Source organism: Profundicola chukchiensis, assembly GCF_029664245.1.
In the GTDB taxonomy this organism is placed as follows: domain Bacteria; phylum Bacteroidota; class Bacteroidia; order Flavobacteriales; family Weeksellaceae; genus Profundicola; species Profundicola chukchiensis.
Genome location: NZ_JANAIE010000002.1, coordinates 212,426 through 232,483 on the forward strand (window position 1 = coordinate 212,426; position 20,058 = coordinate 232,483).

22 protein-coding genes are annotated in these 20,058 nt (G+C 34.5%); 5 read left to right on the plus strand and 17 right to left on the minus strand.

The window, feature by feature from the left end; genetic code table 11:
- Positions 1 to 165: 165 nt before the first annotated feature.
- The 6 genes from NLM59_RS03205 to NLM59_RS03230 form a co-directional block, all read right to left on the minus strand.
- Positions 166 to 1,383 carry a bifunctional folylpolyglutamate synthase/dihydrofolate synthase gene (locus NLM59_RS03205; protein WP_304416302.1) on the minus strand — a complete coding sequence of 406 codons (1,218 nt, stop codon included), beginning with the start codon at positions 1,381 to 1,383 and terminating at the stop codon, positions 166 to 168.
- A gap of 42 nt (positions 1,384 to 1,425) precedes the next feature.
- A complete protein-coding gene (locus tag NLM59_RS03210; protein WP_304416303.1) occupies positions 1,426 to 2,217 on the minus strand; it encodes a hypothetical protein in 792 nt (263 codons plus the stop codon).
- Complete coding sequence (locus NLM59_RS03215; RefSeq protein WP_304416304.1) at positions 2,210 to 2,605, minus strand: ExbD/TolR family protein; 396 nt, start codon at positions 2,603 to 2,605, stop codon at positions 2,210 to 2,212. Before NLM59_RS03215 ends, NLM59_RS03210 begins: the two co-directional genes overlap by 8 nt.
- The gene (locus tag NLM59_RS03220; RefSeq protein ID WP_304416305.1) at positions 2,605 to 3,300 is read right to left on the minus strand and encodes a MotA/TolQ/ExbB proton channel family protein; all 696 of its coding nucleotides are present in this window, start codon (positions 3,298 to 3,300) and stop codon (positions 2,605 to 2,607) included. Before NLM59_RS03220 ends, NLM59_RS03215 begins: the two co-directional genes overlap by 1 nt.
- Positions 3,301 to 3,403: 103 nt before the next feature.
- Positions 3,404 to 3,841, minus strand: a complete 438-nt coding sequence (locus NLM59_RS03225) for a copper resistance protein NlpE (RefSeq protein WP_304416306.1) — start codon at positions 3,839 to 3,841, stop codon at positions 3,404 to 3,406.
- 11 nt (positions 3,842 to 3,852) lie between these two features.
- Positions 3,853 to 4,302, minus strand: a complete 450-nt coding sequence (locus NLM59_RS03230) for a copper resistance protein NlpE (protein ID WP_304416307.1) — start codon at positions 4,300 to 4,302, stop codon at positions 3,853 to 3,855.
- Between the two features lie 86 nt (positions 4,303 to 4,388).
- On the opposite strand from NLM59_RS03230, the gene NLM59_RS03235 reads away from it, so the two are divergent.
- Positions 4,389 to 7,187 (plus strand): M1 aminopeptidase family protein, encoded by a 2,799-nt coding sequence (locus NLM59_RS03235; RefSeq protein ID WP_304416308.1) that lies wholly within the window; start codon positions 4,389 to 4,391, stop codon positions 7,185 to 7,187.
- Between the two features lie 71 nt (positions 7,188 to 7,258).
- On the opposite strand, the gene NLM59_RS03240 is transcribed toward NLM59_RS03235, so the two are convergent.
- From NLM59_RS03240 to nadE, 7 genes are all read right to left on the minus strand, one after another.
- Positions 7,259 to 7,975 (minus strand): response regulator transcription factor, encoded by a 717-nt coding sequence (locus tag NLM59_RS03240; RefSeq protein ID WP_304416309.1) that lies wholly within the window; start codon positions 7,973 to 7,975, stop codon positions 7,259 to 7,261.
- 4 nt (positions 7,976 to 7,979) lie between these two features.
- Positions 7,980 to 9,491 (minus strand): sensor histidine kinase, encoded by a 1,512-nt coding sequence (locus NLM59_RS03245; protein WP_304416310.1) that lies wholly within the window; start codon positions 9,489 to 9,491, stop codon positions 7,980 to 7,982.
- A 69-nt stretch (positions 9,492 to 9,560) separates the two neighbouring features.
- On the minus strand, positions 9,561 to 10,148 hold the full coding sequence (coaE, locus tag NLM59_RS03250; RefSeq protein WP_304416311.1) for a dephospho-CoA kinase: 588 nt from the start codon (positions 10,146 to 10,148) through the stop codon (positions 9,561 to 9,563).
- Positions 10,149 to 10,173: 25 nt separating this feature from the next.
- A complete protein-coding gene (locus tag NLM59_RS03255; RefSeq protein ID WP_304416312.1) occupies positions 10,174 to 10,824 on the minus strand; it encodes a DUF6048 family protein in 651 nt (216 codons plus the stop codon).
- The gene (locus NLM59_RS03260; protein ID WP_304416313.1) at positions 10,790 to 11,269 is read right to left on the minus strand and encodes a DUF6452 family protein; all 480 of its coding nucleotides are present in this window, start codon (positions 11,267 to 11,269) and stop codon (positions 10,790 to 10,792) included. The genes NLM59_RS03255 and NLM59_RS03260 overlap by 35 nt, the downstream gene beginning before the upstream one ends.
- Positions 11,270 to 11,278: 9 nt before the next feature.
- On the minus strand, positions 11,279 to 12,691 hold the full coding sequence (gene rlmD / locus NLM59_RS03265) for a 23S rRNA (uracil(1939)-C(5))-methyltransferase RlmD (RefSeq protein WP_304416314.1): 1,413 nt from the start codon (positions 12,689 to 12,691) through the stop codon (positions 11,279 to 11,281).
- A gap of 1 nt (position 12,692) precedes the next feature.
- Positions 12,693 to 13,481 carry an NAD(+) synthase gene (gene nadE / locus NLM59_RS03270; protein WP_304416315.1) on the minus strand — a complete coding sequence of 263 codons (789 nt, stop codon included), beginning with the start codon at positions 13,479 to 13,481 and terminating at the stop codon, positions 12,693 to 12,695.
- 40 nt (positions 13,482 to 13,521) lie between these two features.
- Here nadE and gldB point away from each other — a divergent pair, with 40 nt between their 5' ends.
- Both gldB and gldC read left to right on the plus strand, forming a co-directional pair.
- Positions 13,522 to 14,505, plus strand: a complete 984-nt coding sequence (gene gldB / locus NLM59_RS03275; protein ID WP_304416316.1) for a gliding motility lipoprotein GldB — start codon at positions 13,522 to 13,524, stop codon at positions 14,503 to 14,505.
- A gap of 12 nt (positions 14,506 to 14,517) precedes the next feature.
- Entirely contained in the window at positions 14,518 to 14,844 is a 327-nt protein-coding gene (gene gldC / locus NLM59_RS03280; protein WP_304416317.1) for a gliding motility protein GldC, read from the plus strand.
- On the opposite strand, the gene NLM59_RS03285 is transcribed toward gldC, so the two are convergent.
- Entirely contained in the window at positions 14,845 to 15,195 is a 351-nt protein-coding gene (locus NLM59_RS03285) for an arsenate reductase family protein (RefSeq protein WP_304416318.1), read from the minus strand.
- Positions 15,196 to 15,236: 41 nt separating this feature from the next.
- Between NLM59_RS03285 and NLM59_RS03290 the strand changes: the two genes are divergently transcribed.
- Both NLM59_RS03290 and NLM59_RS03295 read left to right on the plus strand, forming a co-directional pair.
- Positions 15,237 to 16,382 (plus strand): cystathionine gamma-synthase, encoded by a 1,146-nt coding sequence (locus NLM59_RS03290; RefSeq protein ID WP_304416319.1) that lies wholly within the window; start codon positions 15,237 to 15,239, stop codon positions 16,380 to 16,382.
- 1 nt (position 16,383) lies between these two features.
- The gene (locus NLM59_RS03295; protein ID WP_304416320.1) at positions 16,384 to 16,845 is read left to right on the plus strand and encodes a hypothetical protein; all 462 of its coding nucleotides are present in this window, start codon (positions 16,384 to 16,386) and stop codon (positions 16,843 to 16,845) included.
- Here the strand turns inward: NLM59_RS03295 and NLM59_RS03300 are convergent.
- From NLM59_RS03300 to NLM59_RS03310, 3 genes are all read right to left on the minus strand, one after another.
- Positions 16,838 to 17,776 carry a Gfo/Idh/MocA family protein gene (locus NLM59_RS03300; protein WP_304416321.1) on the minus strand — a complete coding sequence of 313 codons (939 nt, stop codon included), beginning with the start codon at positions 17,774 to 17,776 and terminating at the stop codon, positions 16,838 to 16,840. The two genes, NLM59_RS03295 and NLM59_RS03300, sit on opposite strands and share 8 nt — an antisense overlap.
- Position 17,777: 1 nt before the next feature.
- Complete coding sequence (locus NLM59_RS03305; RefSeq protein WP_407986216.1) at positions 17,778 to 19,385, minus strand: DUF6909 family protein; 1,608 nt, start codon at positions 19,383 to 19,385, stop codon at positions 17,778 to 17,780.
- 64 nt (positions 19,386 to 19,449) lie between these two features.
- Positions 19,450 to 20,031, minus strand: coding sequence for a DUF3109 family protein (locus NLM59_RS03310; protein WP_304416323.1), 582 nt, complete (start codon positions 20,029 to 20,031; stop codon positions 19,450 to 19,452).
- Positions 20,032 to 20,058 lie beyond the last annotated feature (27 nt).

Sequence of the window (20,058 nt, forward strand, 5' to 3'; positions counted from 1 at the left end):
AACAAAAGAACAAAAATAAATGACACTATAATTTTAATCTATTGTTAAAGTTATTCTTCAAGAGAGAAGTATATGTTAAACTTTTCTTAATTAAACGTTTTTATCCTAAAAACACACCACTTAATGCAATTTGGATTTTAGTAATTAAAATTAATAATCGAAAAATTAAACCACCTCAGCAACCACAAAAGTGCTTCCGCCGACGTAGATCATATCGTCTTGTTTTGCGCTCTTTTTAGCAGCATTCAAGGCTTCTTGTACACTTGTATAATAAGCAGCATTTAAATCACTCGAAACCACTTCTTTGAGCTGATCTATTTCTAATTTTCGAGGTACATTTGGAGCACAAAAATAATACTGTGCGTCTTGCGGAAATTGACTTAAAATTGAATTGACATCTTTATCATTTACAAATCCCAAAACCATGTGCAGCTGATCATATTTTGTAGCAGCTATTTGAGCTTTCACTTGATTTATTCCATCCGGATTGTGCGCAGTATCAGCTACAATTAATGGACTTTGCTGTAAAACATCCCATCGTCCACGTAGCTGAGTATTTTCAACTACTTTTTTGAGTCCGTCTATTATGTTTTCTTCAGTGATTTTCCAACCTAAATCTTTTAATACTCTTAAGGACTGCGCGGCGGTTTTTACATTTTTTCTTTGATAAATACCTTTTAAATCAGATTCGTAACCAGGCAGATTTAAATCTTGAACAAAGTAAATTTGAGCATTCTTTTCCTCAGCCGTAGATTTAAAAATATCTTTAGTTTCAGGTAAATATTCACCAATAACAATAGGTATGTTTTCTTTAATGATTCCAGCCTTCTCTTTGGCGATATCCTTTACATTATCCCCTAGAATCGACACATGATCTATTCCGATATTTGTAATCACCGAAATCTCTGGATGAATGATATTGGTAGAGTCTAACCTTCCACCTAAACCAGTTTCAATAACTGCTATATCTACTTTTTGCTTGGCAAAATAAGCAAATCCCATAGTTACAGCTACCTCAAAGAAAGATGCAGCCGAGTTTTCTATATATTCTTTATGTTGATTAACGAAATCTATGATAAAGACATCAGGCATATTTTGACCATTGATTCTAGATCGCTCTCCAAAGTGTTTTAGATGTGGAGAGGTGTGAAGCCCTACCTTATAACCAGCCTCTTGCAAGACTGAAGCCATCATATGGGATGTGCTACCCTTTCCGTTGGTGCCTGCCACATGAATCGTTTTGAACTGATCCTGTGGGTTGCCTAAATACTTACAGAAATTAATGATATTATCTAAATTGGCTTTATATGCAGTTGCTCCCACACGTTGAAACATGGGTAGTTTTTGAAAAAGCCATTGCTCGACTTCGTTATAATTCTTCAAAGGAATGAGATATTAAATATTGTAAAATTAAACTTGATGAAATTATCTCAAGTTTACTTTATAGGTCCCACGTCTACCATCCGAACCTGGGTAAGCTCTAACATATTGTTCCACTAGCGACTTAGCCTTGGTTTTAAGACAAGCATCATTAGAAGTACTTCCTCTTGCCCCTGGAATAGCCGATTTAATACCACCACTAGCATTAACAATAATATCGACAACGATTACTCCAGAAGATGTACAATCATGGGACTGTGGCTCTGGAATGGTAGATCTCCAATTTTGACCAATACCTGTACCATCGCTATCGCTACCTTTTGGATCTCCTACATTTCCAGCTGTACCGTCATTCCCTTGACCACCTGAATTTGCTTTTCCTTTACCTCCAATAAGGCTACTTAAAGCAGAATTTGCTTTAGCATCTCCCTTAGGTTGAGGAGATTCTGTTTGTTGCGGTGCAGGAGTAGGTTTAGTCTGCGTCTTTGGCTGCGGTTTAGGCGTTGGAGTTTTAGTCGCAGCTGGCCTAGTTTCGGTTGTGTTTTGCGTCACTGCATTTGTAACCGGTGTAGAAGGCGTCACAGTTTGTGGTTGCTCTACTGCTGGCGAAGAAGACTCCGCTGCTTCTTGTGTTTCTGCCGGCATTGGCTCAGCTTCACCTTGACCAACATCTGTATTCCCAAAATTCATAGCGATTTCAATCGGTTGAAACTTTGGATAAGTATCTTCAAAAGTAAATGTGACTAAAAGTAACAACAAGGACAGAATCCCTATCACAACAGATATGATAAGGCTTTGGTTACTTGCTTTAACTTCTATGTCTCTAAAATCACTCATTCGGTTGGGTGGCTAAAACCATTTTATATTTATTACGATTGGCAACATCCATTACATACACAATATCTTTAGTATATGTATTTTCTTCTGCCTGCAATACAAATGAACCTTCCGGAACATTTTGTAAGAGATTATTTAATTCAAATTCTAATTGATCTTTACTAATGCTTCTTTCTCCAACAAAGTATTCTCCCTCGTTGTTGATACTAACAATCACTTGCTCTTGCTGAACAGTTTCTCCGTCTGCTTTAGGAAGTTTTAACTCCAATACATTAGAAGGAACCAAAGATGATGTCAATAAAAAGAAGATCAACAATAGGAATACAATATCCGTCATTGATGACATACTGAAACTTGGATCGATTTTATTTCTAGATCTTAATTCCATTATTTCACAACTGGTTTATTCAATAAATCTAAGAAATCAGTTACAGATGATTCCATGCTGTGTACACTCTTATCAACTTTCATAACTAAGAAGTTATAAAATAAATAAGCCAAAATACCAACTACTAAACCAGCAGCTGTGGTTAACATAGCCACATAAATACCTGAAGATAATAACTTAGGATCTACTTGCCCTTCGGTGTTAGCGATTTCCATAAAGGCCATAATCATACCGATTACTGTCCCCAAGAATCCAATCATAGGCGCTGCACCCGCAATGGTAGCTAGATAATTAATATTCCTTTCTAATTTATAGACTTCTAGTCTTCCTGTATTTTCAATAGCATCGCTAATTTCCTTTAAAGGACGACCAATTCTCTGTAAACCTTTTTGAATCATTCTCGCTTCTGGAGAATTAGTTCTGCGACAAAGTTCTACAGCAGATTCAATTTTATTGTCATATACAAAATCCTTAATGTGATGGATAAAGTTTTCATCGATTTGAGATGATCGCTTGATCGTTAAAAAGCGCTCTATAAAAAGATAGATGGCGGCTACAAAGAGTAAAAATAGAACAATCATAATAATGACTCCAAAGGTTCCACCTTGCGTAATCATATCATAAATAGAAACTTCTTTGGTCAAAACTTGATTCACAGTTTCGTTAAGTGCTAGAGAATCCTGTATTTCTTGCATATTCAATTAAAAATTTAAAGCAAAAGTAATTGCTTTTGTAGTGTATTCAAAAAAATAACGACGATTATAGACAAAGATTGTTTAAATCTTCAGCTATCTCTCCTTATTTCTTCTTTAGGGTATAAAATTCAGCTAATGTTCCGGTATTTGGTGTGGCATCTGGATTTAGATATTCCACTTTACCCGGTTTTACTTTAAATTTATTAGACAAAGAATCTAACTCTTTTAAAACGATGGTTGTACTATCTTCATCCCAATGAATATCTCCCGTGAATTCTTTCACTTCGTTATCCTTAGGGTTGGTACGTAGATGGGTAATTTGCAAACTATAAGTATTGGATGGGTTTAAAATCAATTTCATTTCCAAACCAATATCTTTAGAACTAGGAACTGTACCAAAGTACTCTCCTATCCAATCTGCAGTATCCGTTTTGGGAATTGCTTTCTCTTGACTTGCTTCTACGGCAGTAGCCTCAGCTGCTTTATTATTACAACTAAAAAGAATCCCTATTAAAGCAAAACTAAACAACCATCTTTTCATTTTCTTATAATTTATTTTTTCCTTTTTAGAATATAGGCTTTACCAATATTCCCAGTTACAGCTTTTCCATCATTCTTTAAAAAACGAACTTGATCTTTCTCGATCTTGAATTGTAAATCATCGTTATTCTTTAAAGTTACCTGGTTTCCTATTTTATGCCAATCAAAGTTACCTCTCTCTATGATAGGCTTTTTATCGGTATCTTGATAAATAGTTTTTAATTCAAAAGTTTGATCTGGTTTCAATTCTAAAGTTGTTTCTATCCCAGGACAACTTGCACAAGGCAGAATCCCATAATAGGTTCCTACCCAATTCAATATTCTCTCAGCATTACGTCGCTCTAGGTCGATTTGACTAACTTGATTAGCACTAAACCTATCTACCACAACAACTTTATTACTCTCTTTGCTACATGAAACCATAAGAAGTAAAAGCCCCATAGTTAGCAATATATTTTTCATGATGACTTTTTTGTTTAATTAATTCAAATTTTAAGCCAATGTATTATCAGCTTGAAAGATAATTTCTTAATATTGAAAGTTGAAATATGAAAAAGGGTTTTATCTTATTGTTTTTCTTGAATTTCCTTCTACTATCGGCGCAGTCTGATAGTATAGATATTCATTTTAGCTACGAAGGCTTTTCGCCCATTGTAGATGTTCAGCAGCGCTTTGATGTGCTGCCCAACTCTAGCAATAATGAGTACTTTATATATGCTTGGGCAAACGCCTATAAGGATAAGAACACAACACTTGCTAAGACCAAACTTAGCAACCGAAAAGATGAATTGCATTTTGCGCCAATTTCAGATAGAGGTTGGATTGAAGATTTACGCTTTTTAGACGAAAACAATAAGCGAATTCCCTACACCTATGTTGACAATGAAATCATTAAATTGATTGTTCCTAAGGGAAAAGACCGACTTAAGTTTAAAGCTAATTACTCCATACATTTACCTCATGCTAAGATTACGAACTATGGCCTAAAAGAAGATGGTAGTTTGTTATTGAAATACTTCTTTTTGCAACCTGGCGTAAAAAAAGATGACCATATCATCGTTCAGCATTATAAAGATTTTGAATCTCTTTCTGGAAATCATACGCATTATGAATTGCATACCAACATTCCAGATAATTTTGAGGTTTATACTGACTTGAAGGAAATTCGTTCTAATTATTATGTTGGCGATAAATTAGATTTCTTTCAACTTGCCGTGGTTTCATCTGAAGTTGTTGAAACTATTTCGACAGAACATGGAGATGTAATTTTCGGATTTGATATGGATTCGGCTGATGTAGCGAAATTAAAACCTGTTATTACAGAGGAATTAGCGTTCCTAAAAAATACTCTAGGAGGACTCAAAGAACCTTTATTTATTTCTAAAAAATCATATTCTAAGCATAAGTTTGATGGTGTTCAGGATATTGATATCCCGTTGATTGGGAAATATCAAATTTTTGATACAGAAACGCGGTTGAATCTAGAAATGATTGCGCAGCTAACATCTGCCTACGCCGATAAAAATATCATTGTTGATATGCGAAATGACCATTGGATTAGAAATGGGATTAAGGCTTATCTTCAAATGAAATATATTGAACAAAAGTATCCAGATCTATTGCTGAGTGGAAAAGTAAGCGATGATATTCGATTGTTTAATATTCGCCCGCTCAAGATGTTTGAAGCTTCTAAGCTAAAAATGACTGAGCGTTCGAAGATTTTTTATCAGATGTTTCTTACGGAAAATCTTGACCAAGCAATTAACACTCCTTTTGATGAGTTAAGCAATCTTAACCAAAAGAATGTTAGTTATTTCAAGACGGGATTAGCTTTTGAGAACTTCTCTACCTATTTGGGTGAAGACAATTTCCACTTCATTTTACAAAAAATGATAGAAGACCATTGTTGTTCTCCTATCACCGCTGAAAGCTTTGAAGACTATTTCAAAACCTATACAGATAAGGACGTAAGTTGGTTTTTTGATAGTTTTATCCCCAACAGAAAGAATTTAGATTTTGCCATTAAAAACGCAAAATTTAAAGGAGATAGCACTATTATTAACATTAAGAATAAAACAGAATTAGATTTACCCTTTAGGATTTCGGCTTACGAAAATGGAGTTAAAACCTATGACACTTGGACGATTTCTAAAGATAAAATTACTAGCCTAAGCATTCCCAACAACAATTATGATTTAATTGTTCTGAATGACAGCATAAGTTTTCCAGACTTTAATCCAAGAAACAATTACTATCGACCTAAAAATCTATTCCGTAGAAAATTAAAATTTGGATTAGTTACGGATTATCCTTCTTATGAGTACAACCAAATCTTCCTTTTCCCAGATATCGGGTGGAACAATTATGACAAGTTACAATTGGGTGTAAGTGTTAGTAACAAAACGATTTTACCACAAATTTGGACCTATAAAATCAAACCTCAATATAGTACGGGGGAAAGCACATTAACAGGTACTTTCTCTACCAGCTACAATATATATCCTAACCAAGGCTGGTTTAGAAAAATCAAATTACAAGCTGGAATGGGATATCGACATTATAATAAAGGGCTATCCTATAAAAGCTATTCTTTAGGCACTAATTTCACTTTCAATAAGTCTCCACGCTCTTTAAGAAATCGTTCGATAGTTACTAATTTTCAACACATTGACAGAGAATTAGCCCTCGATGCTTCACCAGAAGATATTGAGTTAAAAGAATATAAATTATATAATTTAGGATATCAATATTGGAATCCAGGCGTGATTCATGAGAAGAAAGCTTTTGTTAACTTTCAGTTATCTAATAAGTTCAGTAAGATTTATGGTGAATTCTATTGGCGTTGGAAATTCTCCGAAAACAAAAGATTGGGCGTTCGTATTTTTGGTGGAAGCTTCATTAATCATAGCTTAGAAAACTCTGATTACTTCGACTTTGGTTTAGACCGAATCACGGATTACACTTTTAGTTATCCACTTTTAGGTAGATCAGAAACAAGTGGTCTTTTGAGTCAACAGTTTGTATTGGCAGAAGGTGGTTTTAAATCTAATTTCTTCGTTCAAGCCGATCAATATATGTATGCTATGAATCTAGAATATCCTATTTGGAAGATTTTTGATTTATATGGCGATATGGGTATTTATAAAAACAAGTTACAACCTACCAAATTTGTATACGATAGTGGATTGCGTGTGCGTTTAATACCTGACTTCTTAGAGATTTATCTACCGATTCAATCTAGTTTAGGCTTTGAACCTACATTAGGCGCATACCACGATAGAATTCGATTTATGCTCAACTTGGATTTAGGAAAAGTAATTCAATACTGGCAAAGAGGTAAGTATTAAAATTAGGACATAAAAAAAAGTTCCATGAAAATTAATTCATAGAACTTTAATATTTTTAAATCAGAATTTCTTTATTCTTCTGTATCCTCTTCATCACCTTCGGCTACCAATCTAAATCCTTCTCCGTGAATATTCACGATTTCAACATCTGGATCATCTTTTAAATACTTTCTCAATTTGGCGATATAAACATCCATACTTCTAGATGTGAAGTAGTTATCTTCGTTCCAAATTCTTGTTAAAGCAATCTCACGAGGCATTAAATCATTTTTATAAACACATAACATGCGTAACAACTCATTCTCTTTTGGAGATAGTTTATAATGATTTCCGCTTATGTTTAACTGTCTTAATTTCGCATTAAATTCAAAGTTAGCAATCTTGAACTCATCTTGATTAAATCGCTCGTCGTTGATGCCATTTCTTTGAATAATCGCTTTAATCTTATATAATAGTACCTCTGAGTCAAAAGGCTTGGTGATATAATCATCAGCTCCTAACTTATATCCTTTTAATACATCCTCGCGCATGTTCTTAGCGGTTAAGAAGATGATTGGAATATCAGAATTAACTTCTTTAATTTCTTTGGCTAGCGTAAATCCGTCTTTTTTAGGCATCATCACGTCTAAAATAACAAGATTGAATTTATCACTCTTGAATTTAGCCCAGCCCTCTTCACCATCGATAGCATGGGTAACATCATACTCGTTTATTTGCAAGTAATCTTTTAGAACGGTTCCAAAACTTGGATCGTCTTCCACCAAAAGTAATTTTATATTTTCAGCCATAATCTTATTTTATTGGTAATTTTAAATAGAAGGTACTACCATTACCTTTTTCACTTTCTACATCAACCTCTCCACCATGTAGCTCAACAATATATTTAACATAAGCAAGTCCTAGTCCATGTCCTTTAACATTGTGAACATTTCCTGTTTCTTCGCGGTAAAATTTATCAAAAACTTTACCTAAAACAGCTTTGCTCATCCCAATACCCTTGTCGGCTATTTTTATAACGAAATTGTTATTTACGTTATAGGTTTCAACATTGATTTGAGGGCTTTCAGGGGAATATTTGTTTGCGTTTTCTAACACATTTAAAATAATATTTCCTAAATGTAAGCTGTCCGCTGACAACTCGTCCCTATCAGCTTTATAATTTTCAAAGATTGTGCCATTCCTATTTTCTACTATCAATCTGATGGATTCTACGCTCTGTTTTACCAAATCATTAACATTAACAATAGATTTTTCGAGTCTTACTTCATTTCTTTCGAATTGAGACATGCGCAATACCATTTCAACTTGATGGTTCATGCGTTTGTTTTCTTGTTTAATTACATTCGCATAATGCTTTACCTTTTCCGGGTCGCTAGAAATCGTTTTACTTTTTAGCGCATCGGTTGCAACTGAAATTGTAGCCAATGGTGTTTTGAATTCATGCGTCATATTATTCATGAAATCTGTCTTCAATTGAGAGATCTGTCTTTGTCTTAACATCGCCCAAAGTGAAGTCCCATAAATCCCTAAAATGATTAAAGTAAACAATATAGTAACCGCAAAAAGTGCCGAAATATTAGAGAAAATCGTCTTCTTTTTAGAAGGTAAATAAACCGATAAATAATAACTTGGCTTATCGTCTTTATGATAGAATAAAGGCGTTATGTAATTTTGATTGGTTTGTGAAAAACCTTGTGTTTTTATGGCTACCGTAAGAGAATCTTCATTTGTGACAGCTAATTCTACAGGTGTTTCAATATGCCATTTTTTAAGCTTATTCTTAAATAGAGAATCCAATTTATTTAAATCAATTCTTCTGGAAATTGGTTTATTTCCCGCATCGAAACGAGCAAATCTCTCCAAGGTATAATTGGCATCTTTGAACTCCGCTTCTAAGTTCACATCAATTGGCTGAAAATGCTGTAAACTACTATCTTTCTTAAGTTTTATAGCTCGCTCGGCAGAATACATTTCGGTTACATTCAATGAGTCTTCGTAAATACCCGAAACAGGTAATACGATTTTATCCATCATATAACGCGTGAGGTAAACATACTTCACATTTGCCGAGTCACTTTCTATTTGAGACGTAATCACTTGAGGCGCATTAACGCTATCCTTCATTGTTTTACGCGTCTCATTAAATAATTTATAATATTGGTTTAACTCATTTTGATTCACAAATTGAACCGTCTCGTCCATGGCTTTAATCACACGAGAGTTGAACTCATTTTCTCCTTGACGGAAGGCTTGGTTGAGCCAATAAAGTTGCACGACAATCAATCCAATAATGGAGAATGTCATTAACAAGATTAATATTTTGAAAAATTTTGCTTTCAAATTGTGAATTTAATTTTTGCGTTATTTATAAGCTTAAATTGAATTTTGCAACCAATAATAAAACTGCTCTACCTCTCTTTCTAAATCCAAGAAGCTACTGTCGTTTTTAATAATATAGTCAGCTTTCTCTTCACGTTGCTCGTCCGTCCATTGTTTTGAAATTCTATCCATCACTTCTTCTCTAGATTTATCATCTCTTGCCATCGTTCGGATAATTCTTGTTTCTAAAGGAGCTGAAACGGTTACTACAATATCACAACTCTTATATGAACCAGATTCGAATAAAATAGCAGCTTCCTTAATAATGAAATCTGAATTTTGTTCTTTTTTCCAAGTATCGAAATCAGCAAAAACTTCTGGATGAACTAACTCGTTCAATGCAGCTAACTTATCCTTACCTGCAAAAACTATACTACCTAATTTCTCACGATTTAATTTTCCGTCTACATATATATCGTCCCCATACAGTTCCTTGAGCGTGCTAACGATTTTATCGGATTCATTCATGATTTCATGTGCGCGTAAATCAGAATAATAAATAGGAATATTCTTATGCTCTAGAAGGTTCCCAACGCTACTCTTACCAGATCCAATTCCTCCTGTAAGTCCAATTATTTTCATGATATGATTAATTTATATGATATTATTAAAAAGAAAAAACATAACCCAAGCTCCAGTTCACCCCAAAATTCAAACCATTGTTGTTCGTTCCGAAGCCAGGAATAATCAGAGGCGTTAAATCCTCCTCGTTGGTGTCGAATAATTTAATTTTAAGTCGAACATTAGCGTCCACATAAAACGGCGTATTAAACACCTGAACTCTACCACCCGCCAAAGGCTCTAACCATGCCGCCGAAGCATTATGTTGTGGTAAACTTCCTTCTACATTAGGCATGTCCACACCTTGAATTACATATTTGTTGATAGTTTGCTGAAAAGGAGAAAAACCAATTCGTCCACCAAAATAATAGCCCATATTGGGATTAGTATTATCCTGAGAAACAAACCAATTTACACCAGCTCTTGCATAAATTCCTTTGGCATCAACATCCCAATTGTTATTATCAAAATGATTTTGCTCGTAACCAACCTCAGCTACAACATTCCAACGTTTTTTAATCGGAACAGCAACCATAGCTTCAAATCCCTTTTTATCAGAAAATGCACTTACAATTGGATTAAATAAATCCACACCCACTAAAACGCCCTGTTGATTGGATTTTACTTGGGTAGAATCTACTTGAGCCAATAGCCAAAAAGGACTAATAATAAAGCAATAAATGAGGAGCTTCTTCATTGGTTATATTCGTATCTAATTCTTCTTTATCAACAAAAAATTGTTGTGTTATATTATATTCTGTTTGAATGTAATTCACTTTGTAACCACAAGCTTTAGAGCCATAAACCACATTTCTATCATAGTTAACCCTTAACGTATCATACAAAGCAGGTTCATTTCTTCTTGTTGTTAAAATCAACTCTGTTTGATTCACCTCATCAATTCTTAAGGAAACCTTAGCCGAATCAATTGCATTTAATTGAGCTTTTACTAAAATCATTTCAAAGTTTCCATTGGCTTCTTTTCTATAAACAATCAAAGAATCCATTCTACCTTCACTTGCTGGTGTTTGGTTTTGGAACTTAAGATATAATTGCGGTGTTTTTCCGTCTAAGCAAATATCATCCTCTTCGCAAGAGGCTAAAAGAGTTAAAACAGATAATATGAAAATGAAATATTTCATTGGAGAAAGTTACGATTTTCGTTGCATTAGCACTACATTCTCAACATGATATGTTTGTGGGAACATATCTACCGGCTGAATTTTAACTATATCGTAATCATCCTTCATCAAGTTTAAATCTCTTGCTTGAGTCGCTGAATTACAACTTACATAAACCACTTTTTCTGGAGCGATTTTCAAGATATTCTCAACTACTTTAGGGTGCATTCCATTTCTTGGTGGATCGGTAATAATTACATCTGGTTGACCATATTTCGTCACAAAATCATCATTTAATACATCTTTCATATCTCCACAAAGGAATTCGCAGTTATCGATGTTATTAAATTTAGCATTTTCCTGAGCCGCGTCAATCGCTTCTTGCACAGACTCAACACCAATTACTTTTTGTGCTTTTTTAGAAACAAACTGAGCAATAGTTCCGGTTCCTGTGTATAAATCATATACCAATTCATCCCCAGATAGGTTGGCGAAATCTCTAGCTACTTTATATAATTCGTAAGCTTGTTTTGGATTGGTTTGGTAAAAACTCTTAGGTCCAATTTTAAAATTAAGACCTTCCATTTCTTCCATAATAAAATCTTCGCCCGCATAGGTTTGGATATCTAAATCATATACAGAATCATTCCCTTTTGGATTGATTGCGTATAATAAACTTGTAATCTGCGGGAAAGTTTGCTTTAAATGCTCTAGCAACTGAATTCTTTGTTCTTCATTTTCTTTAAAGAACTGAATCATTACCATTACTTGGCCCGTCGTAGTTGTGCGAATCATTAAAGTTCTTAAAAACCCAGCTTGTTCAACCGGATCAAAAAACTCATAATCATGCTCATCAGCAAATTTCTTTACCTCTAAACGAATCGCATTGGAAGGATCTTCTTGCAGCCAACATTTTTTAACATCTAAAATCTTACTCCAACGACCTGGAATATGAAATCCTAATGCATTTCTATCTTCAATAACGTCATTTTCCTGCATCTCGTCTTCAGTAATCCAACGTTGATTTGAAAATGAAAATTCTAGCTTATTTCTATAAAAGAAAATCTCCTTAGACCCCATAATTGGCGAGCAATGATCTACATTGATTTTACCAATACGCTCTAAGTTATCTTTAACTTCTTTCTCTTTGTAGAACAACTGGGTATCATAACCCATGTTTTGCCATTTACAACCTCCACAAACACCAAAGTGTTGACATTCTGGTTGAATTCTATGCGGTGATTCTTCTAAAACCTCCGTAACGATTCCCTCAAAAAAACGTTTGTTTCTCTTGGTTACTCTAATGTTTACCGTATCACCTGGAATGGCATTTCTAACGAAGACAGTTTTTCCTTCTTCGGTTTTACCAATAGCTGCTCCTTTAGCACCAGCTGTGGTTAATTTTATATTTTCTATAATTAATGGCGGTCTTTTTCTACGCATATTATACTTTTAAATCTTCTGGAATATAGGCAACTGGAATCGGATTTAATTTGTGTTGAGCAGCACGATTCAGTCTTCTATATATAGTCAAAACTTCTTTTTCTCTACCTTCAAAATCATCTGGAGTTTTATCAGCATCTACTTTCATAGCCCACTCTAGCTCATCATAAGTTGCTCCCATCTGATCTTCGTCGGTTCTATTATCAGCCCAAAGTCCATCGGTTGGTTGAGCTTTTTGAATAGACTCAACAATATTAAGTTCTTTGGCTAACAAAAATACTTCACTCTTCAATAAATCTGCAATAGGAGAAACATCTACTCCTCCATCACCATATTTAGTAAAGAATCCTACACCGAAATCTTCAATTTTATTTCCAGTACCCAATACTAAATATCGATGTAAACCTGCATAATAATACAAAGTCGTCATGCGCAATCTCGATCTAGAATTAGCAAGTGAAAGTTCCCATTCGCTGTCTGATTTATCTACGTCTATCGCTTCTACAAAAGAATCAAACGTAGTTGTTAAATCTACCACTGAACTGTGCACATTTGAGAAATTTTCTTTTAACCATGCGATATGTTCTTTACCTCTAGTAACTTGATTAGGATCCTGATGAATCGGCATTTCTATTACCATAAGAGGTTTTCCGGTCATGGCGGCTAAAGTTGAAGTTACCGCTGAATCTATACCTCCAGAAATCCCGATTACATAGCCGTTTTGTCTTGAGTTTGTCAAATAATCATCTAACCATTTAACAATATAGTCAATTACTGCTTTTGTCTGCATTATTATCTTTAATTTTGACTTTTTGAGAAATGTAAAGGTAATGAATGTATTCAAAGTATTAAGCTTATTGAGCGTTTTCCTATTGTTGAGTTGTGGAGATAAAGATTCCTATCGTTGGGAAATCGAAACTACTCCCGAAATTGAAGACATAAATTTAGTCGATATTTCAAGCACTTATTATGATGCTTCGGTTTCTAATGAGGATTTAAAAGCTAAATTCCCAGACTTTTTTGAAGCTGCAACAGACTCACTTCTAAACACTCGTCGCCAAGATTCTCTTAGCAATGCATTACACCAAGATGTATTAAAAACTTATAACAATCCACAAGCGATTAAAGATTCATTGGCTGATATTTTTAAGAGATTAAAATACTTCTATCCTAATTTTGAAGTTCCCAACGTGTATACTTTTACTGGGGAATTGCCTTATGAATATCCCGTTGCTTATTTTCCTAAATCTAAGGATATGGTAATTGGTTTGGATTGGTTTTTAGGAGAAGACAACTCATCTTATGAGGCTATGAGAATTCAAGATTATTTCAGAGTTCAAATGAATCCTAACAACTTTAAACCAAAAGTGGTAGAAAGCATGGCAAGACAAATGGTTCCTTATGATATTAGAAAAAGGAATTTTATTGAAAAAATGATTTACGAAGGAAAGGTTTTAATCATTCAAGATGCATTATTACCACACACTTCAGATGCTGCTAAAATTGGATATACAGAAGAAGAAATTGCTTGGTCTTATGACAACGAAGCGCAGGTATATTTATATTTCACGGAAGAGCAGATTTTCTTTAATGATGATAAAAAATTAAATGAAAGGTTCTTAGATCCTGCACCTTTTTCTAAATTCTTTTCAGATAACGACACCAAATCACCAGGAAAAATTGGTGCATGGATGGGCTGGCAAATTTGTAGAGCTTATTTAGACAAGAAAAAGGATGTTGATTTACAAACATTCTTAACAGATCAAGATTTATTAAAAATATTTAAAGAATCAGGTTACAAGCCTGTAAATTAAACTATAATTAAAATGAAGAAATCAGAAATTATAATAGAAGTTGGTTTAGATGACAACAACGTTCCAGAAACTTTGCATTGGAGTGCGAAAGATGGTGGTGTTGAAAGACAAGAAACCAAAGCAGCCATTTTATCGGTTTGGGATTTAGATAACAAAGAAGCTTTGCGCATCGATTTATGGACCAAAGAAATGCCAATGGATGATATGAAAATATTTTTTCACCAGATGTTTGCTTCTATGGCGAGCACATACGAAAGAGCCACATCTGAGAAAGATGTAGCTCAAAAAATAAGATTATTTGCAGAAGAATTCGCAGTAGCTTCTGGAATTAGAGACTAATTATTTTCCAAACTTTTCTTGAAGCGCAGCTTTTGTCTTAGGACTACTTCCAATAAATATTTCATCATTAGAAATTATCACAGGACGCTTTAAGAAAGTATAATGCTCTAAAATATATTGTTCGAAGTCTTTTTCTTGAAGATCAACATCTTTTAATCCTTTTTCTTGGTAAAGTTTTGCTCTTCGAGAAAAAAGCGCTTCGTAGCTTCCACTCAGTTCTTTCATTTCCTTTAACTGTTCTTTGGTTATCGGTTCAGACTTGATGTCTTGTAATTCAAAGCCATCAAGATTTAGAGAATCCATGATTTTCTTACATGTAGAACAAGTCGATAGATAATATATTTTTTTCATCCTATAAAGATATCTTTAATTTTGAATACAATTTAAAACATATGAAATTTAATACCAAAACCATACACGGCAATCAACATCCAGAACCTTCTACAGGTGCGGTAATGCCTCCTATTTTTCAAACTTCAACCTACGTACAATCTAGTCCTGGTCAGTTCAAAGGCTATGAATATTCGCGTGGCGCAAACCCTACACGTACAGCTTTAGAAAACGCTTTAGCTAGCATTGAAAATGGTGTTGCAGGATTTGCCTTCGGAAGTGGATTAGCTGCTATTGATGCTGTTTTAAAATTATTAAATCCAGGGGATGAGGTAATTGCTGGAGATGATTTATACGGTGGAACTTATAGAATGTTTACCAAAATTTATGAGAAATATGGCATCAAATTCAAATTTGTAGCGGGTTCTCATAAAGAAGATTTCGCAGCACATATTACAGATAAAACTAAATTAATCTGGCTAGAAACACCTACCAATCCTTTATTAAAGGTAATTGACATCGAAGGTGTAGCAAGTTTAGCTAAAGGAAAAGATATTTTGGTAGCGGTTGACAATACCTTTGCTTCTCCTTATAACCAAACACCACTAGATATGGGCGCTGATATTGTTATGCACTCGGCTACGAAATATTTAGGTGGTCATTCAGATTTAGTTGCTGGTGCATTAATCGTGAAAGACGAAGAATTAGCGGAAAAAGTTCACTTTCAAATTTTTGCTGGGGGAGGAATTTTAGGACCACAGGATTCGTTTTTGGTTTTAAGAGGAATTAAAACTTTAGGTTTAAGAATGCAAAGACATGCCGAGAACGCTATGCAAGTGGCTCAGTTCTTAGCTTCACACCCAAAAGTGGATAAAGTTTATTATCCAGGCTTAGAAAGTCATCCAAATCATGAACTTGCTAAGAAGCAGATGAAAACTTTCGGTGGAATGCTTTCATTTACATTAAAATCAGGAAAGAAAGAAGATTCTTTTAAGCTTTTAGAAAACTTAAAAGTTATTACGCTTGCAGAATCATTAGGTGGTGTTGAATCATTAGCAAATCACCCTGCAACGATGACACATGCTTCTATTCCAGCAGATATTAGAGCTCAAATTGGAATCACAGATGACTTGGTTCGATTGAGTATCGGGATCGAAGACATTGAGGATTTATTGAAAGATGTTGAAAACGTTTTAGACCTTATTTAATATGAAATATTTTAGCATATTAGCAGCTATTCTGTTTTTGGTATCGTGTAATACTTCAAAAATCCCTGTGAAGAAAGATTTTAAAATTATTGATTTAACCCAACAAAAATGGCAAGGAAAGGGTAGCATAAACGGTGTTTACTATAAAGCTAGTTTAGAGCAAACCACCAAGGGTGAAGTTCAATTTGATTCTATTTATGTAGAAAACAATTGGCACAAAGCCTTTGTGGAAGATGAAAACCCATTTGTTGTCATGGCGAATATTACCAGAGAAAGCACAGAACAAGAACAGGGTCAAATGACACCAGAGGACATTTCTACCAATGATAAATCCAAAATTGAAATCATTCGTCCTTCTGAAAGCACGAATGAATTCAATGGTAAAAATATGTTGCTTTATCGTTTAAACGGTAAAAAGAGATATTTAGAATTAGGGAAGTTTAGATTTATCAATCCTAACTAACCACTTCTAAAAACTGAATCACATTTCTAGCATTCTCGGCATCGAGGATGCTTTTTCTTTTATGCTCAATCGCATCTACAATTTCTTCAATCGCATTTTGGTGAAATCTATTTCCAATAGGTTCGTTAAAAGGATTTTCTAAATCAGTAGCATTTAGATAATTGATCTCATTCATATACTGTCCACCTATCTGTAAAGTTCCTTTCTCAGCAAGAATCGTGATATTACTTTCAAAATTCTTTTCAAAAGTTGAAATCGTGTAATTCATGTGACCAAATCCTTCTTTCTCTAACTCAAAAGTTAGCATTCCAGAATCTGGAAACTCAGTGCAATCTTGATGATTAAAATTGAATTTACGAATATCCAGAGGCTTTAACTCCTCGAACCAATAATGCAAAACATCCACAAAATGAGAGAATTGCGTAAATAACACACCGCCGTCCATTGCTTTGGTTCCGTGCCATTCTTTCTGTTGATAATAAGCAGCATTTCTGTTCCAATAGCAATTGACATTAACCATATAGATTTCACCTAATTTATTCTCGTTCAAAGCCTCTTTCAGCCACTGAACCACCGGAGAGAATCGAAGTTGCAACATATTAAAAATACGTTTTCCTTGCTGTTCTCCAATATAAATTAAACGCTCAAAATCTCGTGAATTCAAAGTAATTGGCTTCTCTACCAAGACATGATAACCCGCCTCTAAACTGGCTTTAGCATGTTCAAAATGAAGCCCATTCGGTGTTGCAATTACGATGACATCTACCTCTAAACCTGAATCTTTTAAGGAAGCAACATCTGTAAAATGAGGAAGTTCTACTTCTGGTTTTACTTGATCAATAACAGCTACCAACTCGGCCTTTTGAGAGTTCTGCATCGCTTGTTGATGCACTTTCCCAATATGCCCGAATCCAAATAATGCAAACTTCATATTAGTTGGTTAGAATCTTATCAATCATTCGTTGAGTAATTAGATAGGTTGGCTTAACTCCTGTAAGTCCTAAACCTCCCGACGCCAATGTACTACCGGTTTCTAATGGGTTATCCGACGCATAGTAGGCATAACTCACACGAACATCAGAACTGATATGATTTCTAATTTTACTAGCAATTTGAATGGCTTTGTGATAATGTGCACCTTCCATTTCTAGTCCAATCGAATTCCAAGAAGTTTGCTTAAAGAATTTCAATACATTTCTATTCTGCAAAGATGTACCTAAAACAGTAATCATCATTCCTTCAAAAACACCCAAACCTTGACCTTCAAAATCAGCAAGATTTAATTGGTTTTCAAATGGATAATTATCAGCAGTTCCCTCATGAACAAATGAATTAGGAACCATGATATCTCCTTTAACTCCCTCTAGAATACCAGCTTTCCCCATGATAGAGATACTCTTGACATTCATCTTAAAAGGTTGATTTATTTTGTATGGTTTTAATAACTCATCCATTAACTCAAATGCTTGCTCACCAAAAGCATAGTCCATGACAATAATTACATCATCACCCTTGAAATTATGCTTAGCAAAAGCTGTTTCATTTAAATCTAAATCCTTTAAATCAATGATTTGCGCATCGGTATTTGCTCCTGATCTATCTTTTATATAAATCAAACCATTCTCTATCGAATAGTTCTTAACACTACGTCTTAATTCCTTGTTCAAGCTAGAAGATAACTCCTCATATACCTGAAACTCTAAATCAGCATCGTATTTTTTGTCCAATCCTCTATGTGCAAAAAGCATATTCTGAACTGAGTGCATGTTAGCACTTATAATATGAACTGGTCTTTCGTGTAGATTGTTTGCTAATAATTGCTCTTTAATTTGGTTCGCCCATTTCTCACCAGTAATATGGTGTCCGATTTGTGAACGCAACGCCGAAGTAAAGGTTACCTCTCTATTCACTTGACCCGTGATGTCCATTTGACTTAATTTCCCCATCCAATAAATAATGTGGAATAATCTGTCTTTGTTTTTATCGAAACTAAAAGCATTATAAGCATTCAAAGTTTCCTGAAAAGATCTACCCAAAATATAAGAAAGATGCATTAAAGCCACTTCTCTCTCTTCTAAGGTTAAAGGTTTTTTAGCTTTAACAACGGCTTCAATTTTCTCCCAAACACGTGTTATTTTTTTAGGATTTCCATCATAAGCACGCTGCATAATTTTATCAGCTTCGTTATAGAAGAAAGTTAGGTGCGTCAAGATATCATACACATCCGAACGACCTCTCAAAACCTCAATATTCATTTGGTCTTGGTCAATTCTATAACAATTTCTACGTCTTTTTAACGGAATAATTGGCTCAAAGTGCGAAGCATCATATCCTTCATCAGCAGTCAAGTTAATGAATGGTGTCTGCTCTATACCTTCTGGCAATCTATCCAACACATACATTAAACCTTGTAGCTCAACTTTATTGGGATCTGCAATCGTTCCATAAATTTCTGGGTTTAATTTTAAAAGTAATTCTCTTAAAGCTAAACCTGAAGTTCCACTAATTTTGAATGAACCACGATAAAACAAGTGTCTCATCGTAATATATAATCTCTCTATAGACTCTGTAGATTGTCTTGCTAATGCTGAATTTCCTAACACGTTAAAATAATTTAAAATTTTTGACTTCGTCCTTTGCGATCATTAGCTGATCATACCATTCTTGTCCAAACTTCTTAATAAGAGGTTCTTTTAAGAATTCGGCTACGGTAACATTAAGTTCCTGACCTAGTGTACAAGCATCCGAACAAATGTCCCATTTATGATAATTCACCGCCGTAAAAGCTTTGTATTTATCAACTCTTACAGGATATAAATGACATGAAATAGGTTTCTGAAAATCGGTAGCACCTTCTTCATAAGCCTTTTCGATACCGCATTTGGTTATTCCCTTCTCATCGAAAATAACATATGCGCATTCGGCTCCGTCCACTAAAGGAGTTACCCAATCGCCGTCATCATCTTTCACATAAGTTCCCTGTTCCTCAATCGCCTTGATTCCCTCGGGACGTAGAAATGGTTTAATATCAGTAAAAATCTCTTCTAATATCGGTAATTCCTCTTCGTCTAGAGGAGCGCCTGAATCTCCTTCTACACAGCAAATGCCTTTACATTTTTGTATATTGCAGACAAATTCTTTCCTAAGAATGTCTGTACTAATTATGGTGTCGTCTATCTGAATCATATCAATAAAGTCACAAAGATAATTGTA

Bases quoted from the DNA above. Each gene is read 5' to 3' on its own strand.
- NLM59_RS03210 (WP_304416303.1), bottom strand. From the start codon at position 2,217: ATGAGTGATTTTAGAGACATAGAAGTTAAAGCAAGTAACCAAAGCCTT.
- coaE (WP_304416311.1), bottom strand. From the start codon at position 10,148: ATGAAAATAATTGGACTTACAGGAGGAATTGGATCTGGTAAGAGTAGC.
- NLM59_RS03225 (WP_304416306.1), bottom strand. From the start codon at position 3,841: ATGAAAAGATGGTTGTTTAGTTTTGCTTTAATAGGGATTCTTTTTAGT.
- NLM59_RS03215 (WP_304416304.1), bottom strand. From the start codon at position 2,605: ATGGAATTAAGATCTAGAAATAAAATCGATCCAAGTTTCAGTATGTCA.
- gldB (WP_304416316.1), top strand. From the start codon at position 13,522: ATGAATGTATTCAAAGTATTAAGCTTATTGAGCGTTTTCCTATTGTTG.
- NLM59_RS03230 (WP_304416307.1), bottom strand. From the start codon at position 4,302: ATGAAAAATATATTGCTAACTATGGGGCTTTTACTTCTTATGGTTTCA.
- NLM59_RS03255 (WP_304416312.1), bottom strand. From the start codon at position 10,824: ATGAAGAAGCTCCTCATTTATTGCTTTATTATTAGTCCTTTTTGGCTA.
- NLM59_RS03290 (WP_304416319.1), top strand. From the start codon at position 15,237: ATGAAATTTAATACCAAAACCATACACGGCAATCAACATCCAGAACCT.
- rlmD (WP_304416314.1), bottom strand. From the start codon at position 12,691: ATGCGTAGAAAAAGACCGCCATTAATTATAGAAAATATAAAATTAACC.
- gldC (WP_304416317.1), top strand. From the start codon at position 14,518: ATGAAGAAATCAGAAATTATAATAGAAGTTGGTTTAGATGACAACAAC.
- NLM59_RS03285 (WP_304416318.1), bottom strand. From the start codon at position 15,195: ATGAAAAAAATATATTATCTATCGACTTGTTCTACATGTAAGAAAATC.
- NLM59_RS03240 (WP_304416309.1), bottom strand. From the start codon at position 7,975: ATGGCTGAAAATATAAAATTACTTTTGGTGGAAGACGATCCAAGTTTT.
- NLM59_RS03220 (WP_304416305.1), bottom strand. From the start codon at position 3,300: ATGCAAGAAATACAGGATTCTCTAGCACTTAACGAAACTGTGAATCAA.
- NLM59_RS03245 (WP_304416310.1), bottom strand. From the start codon at position 9,491: ATGACATTCTCCATTATTGGATTGATTGTCGTGCAACTTTATTGGCTC.
- NLM59_RS03310 (WP_304416323.1), bottom strand. From the start codon at position 20,031: ATGATTCAGATAGACGACACCATAATTAGTACAGACATTCTTAGGAAA.
- NLM59_RS03260 (WP_304416313.1), bottom strand. From the start codon at position 11,269: ATGAAATATTTCATTTTCATATTATCTGTTTTAACTCTTTTAGCCTCT.
- NLM59_RS03305 (WP_407986216.1), bottom strand. From the start codon at position 19,385: ATGAGACACTTGTTTTATCGTGGTTCATTCAAAATTAGTGGAACTTCA.
- NLM59_RS03300 (WP_304416321.1), bottom strand. From the start codon at position 17,776: ATGAAGTTTGCATTATTTGGATTCGGGCATATTGGGAAAGTGCATCAA.
- nadE (WP_304416315.1), bottom strand. From the start codon at position 13,481: ATGCAGACAAAAGCAGTAATTGACTATATTGTTAAATGGTTAGATGAT.
- NLM59_RS03295 (WP_304416320.1), top strand. From the start codon at position 16,384: ATGAAATATTTTAGCATATTAGCAGCTATTCTGTTTTTGGTATCGTGT.
- NLM59_RS03235 (WP_304416308.1), top strand. From the start codon at position 4,389: ATGAAAAAGGGTTTTATCTTATTGTTTTTCTTGAATTTCCTTCTACTA.